At 69.9% G+C, this 13,017-nt stretch carries 13 protein-coding genes; 4 read left to right on the plus strand and 9 right to left on the minus strand.

What is annotated here, in order from left to right; all coding sequences use genetic code 11:
- Positions 1–16 precede the first annotated feature (16 nt).
- On the minus strand, positions 17–895 hold the full coding sequence (locus tag ACIP79_RS04765; protein WP_401219395.1) for a DedA family protein: 879 nt from the start codon (positions 893–895) through the stop codon (positions 17–19).
- A 166-nt stretch (positions 896–1,061) separates the two neighbouring features.
- Here ACIP79_RS04765 and ACIP79_RS04770 point away from each other — a divergent pair, with 166 nt between their 5' ends.
- Positions 1,062–1,427, plus strand: coding sequence for a YbjQ family protein (locus ACIP79_RS04770; protein WP_383680928.1), 366 nt, complete (start codon positions 1,062–1,064; stop codon positions 1,425–1,427).
- A 45-nt stretch (positions 1,428–1,472) separates the two neighbouring features.
- On the opposite strand, the gene ACIP79_RS04775 is transcribed toward ACIP79_RS04770, so the two are convergent.
- Positions 1,473–2,240: a MerR family transcriptional regulator gene (locus ACIP79_RS04775; RefSeq protein WP_401219398.1), complete on the minus strand. Its 768-nt coding sequence runs from the start codon at positions 2,238–2,240 to the stop codon at positions 1,473–1,475.
- 138 nt (positions 2,241–2,378) lie between these two features.
- Here ACIP79_RS04775 and ACIP79_RS04780 point away from each other — a divergent pair, with 138 nt between their 5' ends.
- On the plus strand, positions 2,379–3,659 hold the full coding sequence (locus tag ACIP79_RS04780; RefSeq protein ID WP_401219400.1) for an ion channel protein: 1,281 nt from the start codon (positions 2,379–2,381) through the stop codon (positions 3,657–3,659).
- A gap of 8 nt (positions 3,660–3,667) precedes the next feature.
- On the plus strand, positions 3,668–5,071 hold the full coding sequence (locus ACIP79_RS04785; protein ID WP_401219402.1) for a glutamate decarboxylase: 1,404 nt from the start codon (positions 3,668–3,670) through the stop codon (positions 5,069–5,071).
- A gap of 35 nt (positions 5,072–5,106) precedes the next feature.
- Here the strand turns inward: ACIP79_RS04785 and ACIP79_RS04790 are convergent, their stop codons facing one another.
- The 7 genes from ACIP79_RS04790 to ACIP79_RS04820 form a co-directional block, all read right to left on the minus strand.
- Complete coding sequence (locus tag ACIP79_RS04790) at positions 5,107–6,345, minus strand: WD40/YVTN/BNR-like repeat-containing protein (RefSeq protein WP_401219405.1); 1,239 nt, start codon at positions 6,343–6,345, stop codon at positions 5,107–5,109.
- Between the two features lie 128 nt (positions 6,346–6,473).
- Entirely contained in the window at positions 6,474–7,289 is an 816-nt protein-coding gene (locus ACIP79_RS04795; protein WP_401219408.1) for an ABC transporter permease, read from the minus strand.
- Positions 7,286–8,239 (minus strand): ATP-binding cassette domain-containing protein, encoded by a 954-nt coding sequence (locus ACIP79_RS04800; RefSeq protein WP_401219411.1) that lies wholly within the window; start codon positions 8,237–8,239, stop codon positions 7,286–7,288. The genes ACIP79_RS04795 and ACIP79_RS04800 overlap by 4 nt, the downstream gene beginning before the upstream one ends.
- Before the next feature lie 98 nt (positions 8,240–8,337).
- Positions 8,338–8,979, minus strand: coding sequence for a PadR family transcriptional regulator (locus ACIP79_RS04805; RefSeq protein ID WP_401219414.1), 642 nt, complete (start codon positions 8,977–8,979; stop codon positions 8,338–8,340).
- A gap of 25 nt (positions 8,980–9,004) precedes the next feature.
- On the minus strand, positions 9,005–9,550 hold the full coding sequence (locus tag ACIP79_RS04810; RefSeq protein WP_401219416.1) for a DinB family protein: 546 nt from the start codon (positions 9,548–9,550) through the stop codon (positions 9,005–9,007).
- 129 nt (positions 9,551–9,679) lie between these two features.
- Positions 9,680–11,140: an aldehyde dehydrogenase family protein gene (locus ACIP79_RS04815; protein ID WP_401219419.1), complete on the minus strand. Its 1,461-nt coding sequence runs from the start codon at positions 11,138–11,140 to the stop codon at positions 9,680–9,682.
- Between the two features lie 164 nt (positions 11,141–11,304).
- Positions 11,305–12,129, minus strand: a complete 825-nt coding sequence (locus ACIP79_RS04820; protein WP_383680951.1) for a helix-turn-helix domain-containing protein — start codon at positions 12,127–12,129, stop codon at positions 11,305–11,307.
- A gap of 336 nt (positions 12,130–12,465) precedes the next feature.
- Between ACIP79_RS04820 and ACIP79_RS04825 the strand changes: the two genes are divergently transcribed.
- Entirely contained in the window at positions 12,466–12,981 is a 516-nt protein-coding gene (locus tag ACIP79_RS04825) for an ATP-binding protein (RefSeq protein WP_401219421.1), read from the plus strand.
- The last annotated feature ends 36 nt before the right edge of the window (positions 12,982–13,017 follow it).

The raw sequence follows: 13,017 nt of genomic DNA on the forward strand, positions 1-13,017 counted from the left end.
GGGGGCCGTACGAGCGCTACCGCTTGGCGTGGCGTCCGCCGCGCGGGGGATTCTGCGGGTCCTGGTTCTGCTGGTACGGGTCCTGGTGCTGCTGCGGATACGGGTCTTGGTGCTGCTGGTGGTGAGGGTCCTGCTGCTGGTACGGACCCTGGTGCTGCTGCGGCTGGTGCGGGCTCTGGTGCTGCTGCTGGTGGAGCGGGGGCACCCGGAGCTGGGTCGTCTGGTCGACGGCGGACTCCGCGGGGGCCTCCTCGGCCGCTCGGGCGGCTTCCTTCTTGGACTTGCCGCGCGCGCGGAGGTACTCGATGACGATCGGGACCACCGAGACAAGGACGATCAGGATCAGGATCGCCTCGATGTTCTTGTGCACGAAGTCGATGTTGCCGAGCCACGCGCCGAGCATCGTGACGCCGGCGCCCCAGAGGATGCCACCGATGATGTTGTACGTGATGAAGGAGCGGTACTTCATGCCGCTGACGCCCGCGATGATCGGCGTGAACGTGCGCACGATGGGCACGAAGCGGGCCAGGACGAGGGACTTGGGCCCGTACTTCTCGAAGAACTCGTGGGCCTTGACCACGTTCTCCTGCTTGAACAGGCGGGAGTTCGGGCGGGTGAAGAGCGCGGGTCCGACCTTCTTGCCGAACAGATAGCCCGCCTGGTCGCCGAGGATCGCGGCCACGCAGATCAGTGCGATCGCGGCCCACAGCGGGAAGTCCAGCGTGCCCGCGGTGATCAGCAGACCCGCGGTGAACAGCAGTGAGTCGCCCGGCAGGAAGAAGCCGATGAGCAGGCCGGACTCGGCGAAGACGATGAGGAGCAGGCCCCAGATACCGAAGTTGTCCAGGAGCGTGTTCGGATCCAGCCAGCTTGGTCCGAGGGCAAGCGTCGTCACGGTTCCGGGCTCCTGAGGGGTGAGGAAGGGACGGCGGTCCAGATGGGGCCTGATGCGGCCGGTCAAAAGTATCAACGCTGGGTGTCCCCGCCAGGTTCCACCGAGGCCTACAGCATGGACTGTGCGTCAACTGGTACAAAGCTGTGAGCCGTACGAAGCTGTCGTCATGGGCATCGAAGAGTACGGCGGAGGACAGGGACCGCGGCCGGACGTGCTGGTCGTGACGACGAACGACGCACCCGGATACCGCGTCCAGGAGGTCATCGGCGAGGTCTTCGGACTCACCGTGCGCTCCCGGCATCTGGGCAGCCAGATCGGCGCGGGGCTGAAGTCGATGATCGGCGGGGAGCTCAAGGGGCTCACCAAGACGCTGGTGGAGACCCGCGACCAGGCCATGGACCGGCTCGTCGAGCAGGCACGCGCGCGTGGCGCCAACGGCGTGCTGGCGTTCCGCTTCGACGTGGCGGAGGTGGCGGACGTGGGCACGGAGGTGTGCGCGTACGGGACCGCTGTCGTGCTGGTCGAGGAGTAGAGCGGCCGGTAAGGGGCGCCCCGCACGGTGGGGCGCCCCTTACCGTCAGTCCTCCTGGGCGTGCCGGGCCGCGTTCGCCCCGATCGCGTCCCTGAGGTGTTCGGCGAGCCCCGGCCGCATGGCGTCGTAGAACTCCTTGAAGCGCTCGTCGGAGACGTACATGGCGCCGAGCCCCTGGTGGATCTCGTACGAGCACGCGTAGAACCACTTGGTGACGTGCTGCCGGTGTTCCTCGGCCAGGTCCATGGCGGGCTCACCGGCCGGCTGCTCACCGGCCTCCATCAGGGCGGTGTACCGCTCGCTCCAGGAGGTCACTTCGGCCTGCATGCGCCGCCAGTCCTCCTTGGTGTATCCGGCGGCGCGGCGCTGCGACTCGGCGTACGTCTCCGTGCCGCCCCAGCGGCGCTCGGCCCCCTCGGCGTGCGCTTCGGGATCCTTGTCCCCGAAGACCTCGAACTTCTCCTCGGGTGTGAGGTTGATGCCCATCTTCCGTGCCTCCATGGCGTGTTCCACGGCCGCGGCCATCTTCTGGAGCTTCTCGATCCGGGCGGTCAGCAGCTCGTGCTGACGGCGCAGGTGCGCGCGCGGGTCCGCAGCCGGGTCGTCGAGCAGGGCGGCGACCTCTTCGAGGGGGAAGCCCAGTTCCCGGTAGAACAGGATCTGCTGGAGCCGGTCGAGGTCGGCGTCGCTGTAACGCCGGTGGCCGGCGTGGCTGCGCCCGCTCGGCACGAGCAGGCCGATCTCGTCGTAGTGGTGCAGCGTGCGCACCGTGACCCCGGCGAAACCGGCGACCCGGCCCACTGGATGACTCACCTTCCGCTCCCTTCTCCGTACGCCTCCCAGGCTGGGGCCTCACGTGACGTGAGGTGCAAGTCCGGAATCCGGGAGCCCGAGATCCGGGAGTCAACCCTTCAGGGTGTTATGTCGGTTTCATCCACTTAGGGTGTGCGCGTGACCACAGAAGCACCGGCGGCACCCGGCCCGGAACAGACACCCGCGCGGCGTCTGCTGCCCCTGGTCGTGCCCGCCGCGGTGGTCGGGGTGGCCGCGGCGCTCGTGCTGCTCGGAGTCAGTCTGGTGGCCGAGCGGCTCCAGGACGTTCTGTGGGAGACCCTGCCCGACGCGCTGGACGTGGGCCGCTACTCGGTTCTCTGGATGATCGTGATGCTCACCGCCACCGGTGTCGCGGTGGGCCTGGTGGTGTGGAAGGCGCCGGGGCACGCGGGCCCGGACCCGGCGACCATGGGCCTGGTCAACGCGCCCCTGCCGCCGCGTGTCCTGCCCGGACTGCTCCTCGCCACCGTCCTGGCGCTGGCGGGCGGGGTGAGCCTGGGCCCGGAGAACCCGATCACGGCCGCCAACATCGCACTCGCGTACTGGCTCGGCCGGAAGGCGGCCCCGAACTCCCCGGCCGCACTGTGGATGATGCTGGCCGCCGCGGGGACGATCGGCGCGCTGTTCGGAACACCGGTGGCGGCCGCGCTGATCTTCTCCGAGGTGCTCGCCGGGCGGCCGGGACCCGGCGCCCTGTGGGACCGGCTGCTGCCGCCGCTGCTTGCGGGCGGCATGGGCGCGCTGACCATGACCCTGCTGGCCCACCCGAGCTTCGACCTGTCGCTGCCCGACTACACCGGCCCGCGTTGGGGCGACCTCCTGTCCGCCCTGGTGGTCGCCTCGGTCGGAGCGGTGGCCGGGATGGCCGCCGTGTACGCCCTCCCCTACGCCCACGGAGCCTTCTCACGGCTCGGCCACCCGATGCCCGCGATCCCGGTGGGCGGGCTCCTCCTCGGCCTGCTGGGCGCCCTCGGCGGGCACCTGACCCTCTTCAAGGGACTGGACGAGGTGAAGGTGCTGGCCGCGGATCCGGACGGCTGGTCGGCCGGACGGTTCGCGCTGATGGCCGTGGTGAAACTGGCCGCGCTCGTGCTCGCCGCGTCCTGCGGCTTCCGGGGCGGCCGGATCTTTCCGGCCGTCTTCGCCGGGGTGGCCCTGGGCCTGTGCGCGCACGCGCTGGTGCCCCAGGTGCATCCCACGGTCGGTGTGGTGTGCGGGGTCCTGGGTGTCCTGCTCGCCGTCACCCGGCAGGGCTGGATCAGCCTGTTCACCGCGGCGGTCCTGGTGTCCGACCCCGCTGTGCTGCCCCTGCTGGTACTGGCGTCGGTGCCGGCCTGGCTGCTGGTCACCGGGCGCCCCCAGATGCAGCTTCACGACGACGGAACCCCGATCCGCTAGGAGATGTCATGCCGCTCCACAAAGGCCCCACCGAACGCGACGAACGCCCGATCTCCGTGAACCCCTTCTTCGGGGAGACCAATCCGGTCGGCGGCATGACCGAGGCTCCGCCCATGCACCGGCTCCCGGACGGGCCGCTGCCGCCCACGACGGCCTATCAGCTCGTCCACGACGAACTGATGCTGGACGGCAACTCGCGGCTGAACCTCGCCACCTTCGTCACCACCTGGATGGAGCCGCAGGCCGGGGTGCTGATGGCCGAGTGCCGGGACAAGAACATGATCGACAAGGACGAGTACCCGCGCACGGCCGAGCTGGAGCGGCGCTGTGTGGCCATGCTCGCCGACCTGTGGAACGCGCCCGACCCGGCGGCCGCCGTGGGCTGTTCGACGACCGGTTCGAGCGAGGCGTGCATGCTCGCCGGGATGGCCCTCAAGCGCCGCTGGTCCCAGCGCAACGCCGACCGCTACCCCGGGGCGCGCCCGAACCTCGTCATGGGCGTCAACGTCCAGGTCTGCTGGGAGAAGTTCTGCAACTTCTGGGAGGTGGAGGCCCGCCAGGTCCCCATGGAGGGCGACCGCTTCCACCTCGACCCCCAGGCCGCCGCGGAACTGTGCGACGAGAACACCATCGGCGTCATCGGCATCCTCGGCTCCACCTTCGACGGCTCCTACGAACCGATCGCCGACCTGTGCGCGGCCCTCGACGCCCTTCAGGAGCGCACGGGCCTCGACATCCCGGTGCATGTCGACGGCGCCTCCGGCGCGATGGTCGCCCCCTTCCTCGACGAGGACCTGGTCTGGGACTTCCGGCTGCCGAGGGTGTCGTCCATCAACACCTCCGGGCACAAGTACGGCCTCGTCTATCCGGGCGTCGGCTGGGCGTTGTGGCGGTCGGCGGCCGAGCTGCCGGAGGAACTCGTCTTCCGCGTCAACTACCTGGGCGGCGACATGCCGACCTTCGCGCTCAACTTCTCCCGGCCCGGGGCCCAGGTCGTGGCGCAGTACTACACGTTCCTGCGGCTGGGCCGCGAGGGCTACCAGGCCGTGCAGAGGACCACCCGGGAGGTGGCGCTCAGGCTCTCCGAACGGGTCGAGGCGCTGGGCGACTTCCGGCTCCTCACCCGGGGCGACGAGCTGCCCGTCTTCGCCTTCACGACCGGGCCGGACGTGAAGGCGTACGACGTCTTCGACGTGTCCCGGCGGATGCGCGAGCGGGGCTGGCTGGTGCCCGCGTACACCTTCCCGGCCAACCGCGAGGACCTGTCCGTGCTCCGCGTGGTGTGCCGCAACGGCTTCTCCATGGACCTCGCCGACCTCTTCGTGGAGGACCTGGGACGGCTGCTGCCGGAACTGCGCTGCCAGCCGCATCCGTTGACCGACAAGGACGCGGCGACCGGCTTCCATCACTGAGCCGCCGCCCCGGCGCGCCCTCGCGTCCGCCCCCGTCAGGTGCCGTCGCCCAGCTCGAAACCGTGCCAGTGGACGCCGTCGGTGGATATGCGGTAGCTCCCGGCGCCGAAGCTGCCGCCCGACAGGTAGCCGAGCGGTGTCACGGTGGCCGAACCGCCCAGGCCCCGGGTGCCGTCGGCCGGCTCGAAGGTGCACCCGCCGTCGGTGCTGTGCCAGACGCCGTCCTCGCCGTGGACGGTGAGGCCGCCGTCCGCGTCGGCGACCGGATCACCGAGCGCGGAGCGCGGGTCCACACCCTTGCGGTACTTCCACACCCGCTCCCAGGTGTGGCCTCCGTCGGTGCTGCGGTGGAGGGCGAGCAGGCCGTTCTTCACGCCCTCCCCGGCGGGCAACTGGCCCGGCTGGAGCGCGTACAGCACATCACCGGAGGCGACCACGCGGATTCCCCAGCCGGGCTTCTCGGAGCCGGTGAGCGCCGTCGCATGCCAGGTGCGCCCGCGGTCCTCGCTGCGGGCGAGGGCCGGGAGGCCGGTGCCGGGGTCGGTGCCGGAGGCGAAGAGCAGCCCGCCCGCGGTCTCCCCCGCCGGGGTCAGCACACCGGCCAGCGGGGGCTGCCCTGCCAGGACCGCGAACCGGCCCGTGGCGGGGAGGACCACCAGCAGCCGGGACGCCTCGCAGCCGTTCCCCTCCTTGTCCGGCCGTGAGCAGTCGTGGACGAGGGCGGCCCCTTCGGGCACCTCGGGAGTCGTGCCGGACGCGTCGGCCGAGCCGCGCCGCCACTCGCGTCCGCCGTCGTCCGTGAACCAGGTCCGCTCGGGCGGCGGCCACCGTCCCTCGGTGAGCAGCGCGCGGCCCGATCCCAGCACCGTGAGCCCCGCCGTGATGCCGAGGTCGCCGGTCACGTCCGGCAGCGGGGAGCGGGCGAGGCGCCAGGAGCCGGCGCCCCTGTCGAGCACGGCGACGTGCTGCCGGCAGCGCTTCTTCCCGCACCGCGCGAGCAGCGCGAAGCCGCCGGCGTCCGCCGCGAACCCGACCGCGTACGGACTGCCGGGAAGGTCCGGCGCCGAGGGGATGCGGGGTGGCGCCGCCACTGTCCGGGCGGGAACGCTTCTCCCCGCACCCACGTCGGCACCGGCATCGACGCCCGCCTCGGCACGGCCGCCGCCGGGGCCGCCGCTCGCACCCGCGTCGACGCACCCGACCAACAGCGCCAGCACCCCCAGCACGACGCCCGCAACCGCCTGCTGCCGGCCCTTTCTCCTGCCCCACCTCATGAGAACCCCCGATCCCGCGATGCCCCGTCACTTCTGGTACACCGCTCGACGCGATCGGGTTCCCACTCCAGCGCGACGACTTTCCGCGCCGCTGCCGTCAGTGCCTGTCGTCGCCTCCCCCCGCCTTCCTACTTGCTCAAGGCCCCGAACTTCCGTACAGCCAGCGGGAGGAACACCGCCAGCAGGGCCAGTGGCCAGGCGACGGCCGCCCAGACGTGTCCCGGTTCGCCGCCGGGGCCGCCGAACAGGTCCCGTACCGCCGTCGCCGTCTGGGACATCGGGTTCCACTCGACCGCCGTGCCCAGCCAGCCCGGCATGGAGTCCGGGGTCGCGAAGGCGTTGGAGAGGAAGCCGACGGGCCAGATGAGGATCTGCACGGCCTGGACCATCTCGGGCTTGCCGGCGACCATCGCGAGGTGGATGCCGATCCACAGCATGGCGAACCGGAAGAGCAGGAGCAGTCCGACCGCTCCGAGGAACGCCGCGGCCGTGCCGTGCGCGCGCCAGCCGATGGCGTACCCGACACCGATCATCACGACCAGGGACACCGCCGACTGGAGCATGTCGGCGGCGGAACGGCCCACCAGTACGGCCCCGTTGGTCATCGGCATCGAACGGAAGCGGTCGATGACCCCCTTGTTGAGGTCCTGGGTGACCGCCAGCATCGTGCCCTCCAGGCCGAAGGCCATGGTCAGCGCGAGCATTCCGGGCACCAGGAAGTCGACGTAGTCGCCCTGGACACCCCGGCCGCCGCCGATCAGATAGCCGAACATCAGCAGCAGCATCACGGGGAAGACCAGGCCGACGAGCACCTGGACGGGCTGCCGTGCCCAGTGGGCGAGTTCACGGCGGGTCATGGTCCAGCAGTCGGTGAGGACGTACGTCCCCGGCGGGCTCGTGTCGTAGGTCTCGGCGCGGTTCGCCTCGTACGTGCTCGTGCTCATACGGTCTCCTCCATGCGGTGTCCGGCTCCCGTCAGGTCCAGGAACACCTCGTCCAGGGTCGGCCGTCGCAGTGCGATGTCCTCGGCCTCTATGCCGGCCTCCTCCAGGGCGCGTACGGCCCCGGCGAGCGCCGCCATGCGGTCGGTGACCGGGGCGCTGAGGAGGCGGCGGTCGGTGTCCACCGACACGCCGTCCGCGGGGAAGGGCAACAGGGCGACGGCGGCGCCCAGTTGACCGGCGTCCCGGAGCACCACGTCGATCCGGTCGCCGCCGGTGCGGGCCTTCAGTTCGTCCGCCGTGCCGTCCGCGATGACGCGGCCCTGGTCGACGACGGAGATGCGGTGGGCGAGCTGGTCGGCCTCCTCCAGGTACTGCGTGGTGAGCAGGACGGTGGTGCCGCCGCCGACCAGGGAGCGGACGGCGGCCCACACCTCCGCCCGGCCGCGCGGGTCGAGCCCGGTCGTCGGTTCGTCGAGGAAGAGCACCTCCGGCTCGGTGATCAGCGACGCGGCGAGGTCCAGGCGGCGCCGCATGCCACCGCTGTACTGCTTGACCGCCTTGCGGCCGGTGTCCGCGAGGCCGAAGCGCTCCAGGAGCTCGTCGGCCCGCACGCGCGCGTGGCGGGCGCCCAGGTGGTGCAGCCGCCCGAACATCTCCAGGTTCTGGTGTCCGCCGAGTTCCTCGTCGAGCGCGGCGTGCTGGCCGAGCAGGCCGATGCTCCGCCGGACCCGGCCGGCGTCGCGCACCACGTCGTACCCGGCGACCTCCGCCCGGCCCTCGTCAGGCCGCAGCAGGGTCGTCAGGACGCGCACGATGGTGGTCTTGCCCGCTCCGTTCGGGCCGAGCAGTCCGTGCACGGTGCCGCGGCGCACCGTCAGGTCCAGGCCGTCCAGGGCCGCCTTGTCGCCGTACCGCTTCCGTACGCCCTCGGCGACGATCGCGTCGGTCATCCGATCCCCCTTGTTCAGTAGTCAAACTTGACTACCCTACGAAAGTAACCCCGCCCGAGTCATTAGTCAAACTTGATTAGCCGCGGCCCCGCCGTAGGTCAGCCGCGGTCGCCGGGGTGCGGCGTACCGGTCGCGTACGGGTTCTCCTCGCCCTCGGACAGGACGCCGACGAACGGCTCGCCCTCTCCCGCGAAGGTGTACGCCCCGCGCTCGATCCGCGCGATCAGGCCCCGCGTCCACTCGGCGTCGAAGTCGGCGGTGTGCACCCAGAGGTTCATGATCTCGCCGATGTGGCCGAGCTGTTCGGGGCCGTCCTCGGGGACGTAGTGCTCGGTGACGGCGGAGCGCCAGTCCTCGATGCGGCTGATCCGCTCCTTCAGGAGGGACACCGCCTCCGACCTCGACAGTTCGACGATGAAGCCGATGCCCGCCGACTTGACGTCCATCTTCTGGTCGTACGAGGTCAGGGACTCGCGCAGCAGCGTGCGGAACTCCTCGGTGCCCTGGTCCGTGATCTCGTACTCGGTGCGCGGCGGGCCGCCCGCCGTGGACGGCGCGATCTCGTGCGCGCGCAGCAGTCCCTGTTTCGCCATCTGCTTGAGCGCGTGGTAGATCGAGCCGGGCTTGGCGTTGGACCACTCGTGCGCGCCCCAGTACTCCAGGTCGTTGCGCACCTGGTAGCCGTGGGCCCGCCCGTGCTGGCGGACGGCGCCGAGCACCAGGAGACGGATCGCTGACATGCGGTCCACATTAGGACCCGCCGCGCTACGCCCAGGAGGTGCCCTGCTCCTGGGCGACCAGTTCGAAGGCCGTCCTGCCGTCCAGGGACTCGCGGATGATGTCGGCGTGGCCGGCGTGCCGGGCGATCTCCTCGACGAGGTGGAGCATCAGCCAGCGCATCGAGACCTCACCCTTGGGAAACCAGGGCGCCTCGGGGAGCGGGAAGGTGTCGTCCAGCGACCCGACGGACCGGATGAACTCCTCGGTCTCGTGCGCCACCCCGTCCCAGAAGGCGAGGGTCTCGGCCACCGTCTCGCCCTCGACGAGGCGGAAGCTGTCCCCCCAGGTCTCCTGGGTACGGGCTCGCTCGTTCGGCTTCCGCTGGGCCAGCCGCAGCCAGTTCAGCTCGCACTCGGCGACGTGCTTGACGAGCCCGGACAAGGACAGCTCGCTGGCGCTGGGCCTGCCCGCCGCCTGCTCGTCGCTCAGTCCGAGTACCGCGCGCCTGATGCCGCCGCGCTGGGCCTCCACGAAGGCCAGAAGAGCGCCGCGCTCGTCGCCGTACGCCTCTGCGGGAACGTGAGTGACCATGTCTGGCCGCCTTTCATCGGGGTCTCGTCGTCGGGCATTTCCTGCCTGACACCGATGAAGTTACGGGCCCTTGCGGTCAGGTTCTGTCCGCAAGGGCCCGTCGAAAGCAGGGAAAGAAAACCGAGGGCCTCAGAAGGGGAAACGGCTCCGGCCGTGCTGGACCGAGATCCACTTCTGGGTGGTGAACGCCTCGACCGTCGCCTCGCCGTTCAGGCGGCCGATGCCCGAGTGCTTCTCGCCGCCGAAGGCGACCAGCGGCTCGTCGTGCACGGTGCCGTCGTTGACGTGGAACATGCCGGTGTCGATCTGCTTGGCGAAGGACACGCCGCGCTCGACGTCGGCGGTGTGGACGGCGCCGCTGAGCCCGTACGGGGTGTTGTTGACCAGGCGTACGGCCTCCTCCTCACCCGCGAAGGGGATGAGGAGCGCGACCGGGCCGAAGATCTCCTGCTGGAGGATGGCGGAGTCGGCGGGCAGGCCGGTGAGGACGCTCGGCGAGACGAGGTTGTCGTTGGCGGTGCCGTGCACGAGGGCGGTGGCGCCCTCGGCGATCGCCTGGTCGACCACGCCGGTGAGCGAGTCCGCCTGCGAGGAGTTGATGACCGGGCCGATGACCGTCGAGGGGTCGGACGGGTCGCCGACCTTCAGCGTCTTCACCTTCGCCACGAACTTCTCGGTGAACTCGGCCTCGATCGACCGGTCCACCAGCACGCGGTTGGCGGCCATGCAGACCTGGCCCTGGTGGACGTAACGGCTGAAGACCGCCGCGTCGACCGCGTAGTCGATGTCCGCGTCGTCCAGGACCACCAGGGCGCTGTTGCCGCCCAGTTCGAGGACCGCACTCTTGAAGTGCGAGGCGCAGACGGTGGCCACGTGCCGGCCGACCTTGTCCGAACCGGTGAAGGAGATGACCTTGGGGATCGGGTGCTCGATGAACGCGTCGCCGATCTCGGCGATGTCGGTGATGACGACGTTCAGCAGGCCGCCGGGCAGGCCCGCGTCCTCGAAGATCTTGGCGACCAGCGCACCGCCGACGATCGGGGTGTTCTGGTGCGGCTTGAGGACCACCGCGTTGCCGAGCGCGAGGGCGGGCGCGACGGACTTCAGCGAGAGGAGGAAGGGGAAGTTGAAGGGGCTGATCACGCCGACGACACCGACGGGGACGCGGTAGACGCGGTTCTCCTTGCCGTCGACCGGCGAGGGGAGGATCTTGCCCTCGGGGCGCAGCGCCAGGTTGACCGACTCGCGCAGGAACTCCCTGACGAGGTGCAGTTCGAAGGCCGCCTTGAGGTGCGTGCCGCCGAGCTCCGCGATGATCACCTCGGTGATCTCCGCCTCGCGCTCGTCGATGATCCGCAGGGCGCGCTCGAAGACGGCACGGCGGGCGTACGGGTTGGTGGCGGCCCATTCCTTCTGGGCGCGCTCGGCCGCGCGGTAGGCCTCGTCGACCTCGTCGACGGTGGCTATCGTGATCGACGCCAGCTTCTCGCCGTCGTACGGGTTGAAGTCGATGATGTCCCAGGATCCGGTCCCCGGGCGCCACTCACCGTCGATGTACTGCTGGGCCAGGTCCGTGAAGTAGGACGACATTTACTCCCTCAATCCCTCAATCCCCGCGCTGCCGTGGCAGCCATCCGATCAACGACTGATCGGACGTCATCGTACTTGTGTTTCAAGGGAGTTGGAGAACACCTCGGGAGATCCCGTGAAGGGGTCCGGGAGACCGCGGAAGACCCCGCGGATCCCGGGGATCCTCAGGAGAGCTGGAGCAGACCCCTGAGCAGGTCACGGCTCTCGGAGGGGCCGGGACTGTCCTGCTGCAACTGCTTCAGCGCGCTCTCGTACTGGGTGACGTCCTCGCGCTTGTCCAAGTACAGCGCGCTGGTGAGCTGTTCGAGATAGACGACGTCCGAAAGGTCGGACTCGGGGAAGCTGAGGATGGTGAAGGAGCCGCTCTCTCCCGAGTGCCCGCCGAAGCTGAACGGCATGACCTGAAGCCGTACGTTGGAACGCTCCGACACCTCGATCAGATGCTGGAGTTGTCCGCGCATCACCTCGCGGTCGCCGTACGGCCGGCGCAGCGCGGCCTCGTCGAGGATGATGTGGAACTCGGGGGAGCTCTCGGCGACGAGGTACTTCTGACGCTCCAGGCGCAGGGCCACCCGCCGGTCGATGTCGGCGGCGCTCGCACCCTTCATACCGCGCGAGACGACCGCGTGCGCGTACGCCTCGGTCTGGAACAGGCCGTGCACGAACTGCACTTCGTACGCCCGGATCAGATGGGCGGCGCCTTCGAGACCGACGTAGGTCGGGAACCAGCTGGGCAGCACGTCGGAGTAACTGTGCCACCAGCCCGCGACGTTGGCTTCCTTCGCGAGGGACACCAGGGACGTGCGCTCGACCTCGTCCATGATGCCGTAGAGCGTCAGCAGGTCCTCGACGTCGCGCGTCTTGAAGCTCACCCGTCCCAACTCCATGCGGCTGATCTTCGATTCGGAGGCGCGGATCGAGTAGCCGGCCGCTTCGCGGGTGATGCCGCGCGCCTCTCGCAGGCGCCTGAGATGCGATCCCAACAGCATGCGCCGCACCACCGAGCCGCTCGACTCACCAGCGCTCACGTTCGTCCGCCTCCCCAACCGTCTTCAGGGCCCGAAGTCTGCCACTAAAACACTTCGAGCTGTACTCATTCGGTTACAGAAACGGAAAGCTTCCGGAGAAGCGCCACAGGAAAAGACCACTGGAGAGCGACAAGAGTGAAGAAGGTGGCAGAAGAAAAGAGCAAGAAACGGTAGAGAAAGGGACAGTCCCGTCACGTGCACGTGCATCTGCCCTTGCATCTGCCCTGCGCATTCGGAAGCATGGTCCTCGCGCCACCGCTGCATCGCAACGACCGCGAACACCCGGGAGTGCCTCGCATGGGGACGAATGGATCGACCATGCTCGAGCCCTTACGGCAGGGACTTCCGCCGCTCGATCCCGCGGCCGTGTCCAACGCCGCTTCCTGCGCCCTGCCCGCCCGCTTCGAAGCGGTGCGCGAGGCGCGGCAGTTCACCCGCAGAACGCTCGACCAGTGGGAGGTCGGGGAACGCTTCGACGATGCCTGTCTGGTGGTCTCCGAGCTCGTCACCAACGCGCTGCGGCACGCGCTGCCATCGGACACGCCCCGCCCGGATGACCAAGGGCCGCCCGTGCGGCTGCACTTGATGCGGTGGACCGAGCGACTGGTGTGCGCGGTACGCGACCCGAGCCACGACAGCCCGGTCGCGGGCGACTCGGACGACTTCTCGGCGGAATCGGGCCGGGGCCTCTTCCTGGTCGACTCGTTCGCCGACAGCTGGGGCTGGCACCCGCTCGCGGGAACCCTCAGCGGCAAGGTCGTGTGGGCGCTCTTCCGGCTGCCGCCCACTCCCCTGGCACCTCCGCGCGACTGAAGAACCGCGGCGCCTCATGGCGCCGCGGTTCTACGC

This window comes from Streptomyces sp. NPDC088747 (genome assembly GCF_044751025.1).
Lineage (GTDB): Bacteria > Actinomycetota > Actinomycetes > Streptomycetales > Streptomycetaceae > Streptomyces.

Excerpts from the sequence above, each read along its gene's own strand:
- ACIP79_RS04770 (WP_383680928.1), top strand. The coding sequence starts at position 1,062 with ATGGGCATCGAAGAGTACGGCGGAGGACAGGGACCGCGGCCGGACGTG.
- ACIP79_RS04785 (WP_401219402.1), top strand. The coding sequence starts at position 3,668 with ATGCCGCTCCACAAAGGCCCCACCGAACGCGACGAACGCCCGATCTCC.
- ACIP79_RS04790 (WP_401219405.1), bottom strand. The coding sequence starts at position 6,345 with ATGAGGTGGGGCAGGAGAAAGGGCCGGCAGCAGGCGGTTGCGGGCGTC.
- ACIP79_RS04795 (WP_401219408.1), bottom strand. The coding sequence starts at position 7,289 with ATGAGCACGAGCACGTACGAGGCGAACCGCGCCGAGACCTACGACACG.
- ACIP79_RS04800 (WP_401219411.1), bottom strand. The coding sequence starts at position 8,239 with ATGACCGACGCGATCGTCGCCGAGGGCGTACGGAAGCGGTACGGCGAC.
- ACIP79_RS04805 (WP_401219414.1), bottom strand. The coding sequence starts at position 8,979 with ATGTCAGCGATCCGTCTCCTGGTGCTCGGCGCCGTCCGCCAGCACGGG.
- ACIP79_RS04810 (WP_401219416.1), bottom strand. The coding sequence starts at position 9,550 with ATGGTCACTCACGTTCCCGCAGAGGCGTACGGCGACGAGCGCGGCGCT.
- ACIP79_RS04815 (WP_401219419.1), bottom strand. The coding sequence starts at position 11,140 with ATGTCGTCCTACTTCACGGACCTGGCCCAGCAGTACATCGACGGTGAG.
- ACIP79_RS04820 (WP_383680951.1), bottom strand. The coding sequence starts at position 12,129 with ATGCTGTTGGGATCGCATCTCAGGCGCCTGCGAGAGGCGCGCGGCATC.
- ACIP79_RS04825 (WP_401219421.1), top strand. The coding sequence starts at position 12,466 with ATGGGGACGAATGGATCGACCATGCTCGAGCCCTTACGGCAGGGACTT.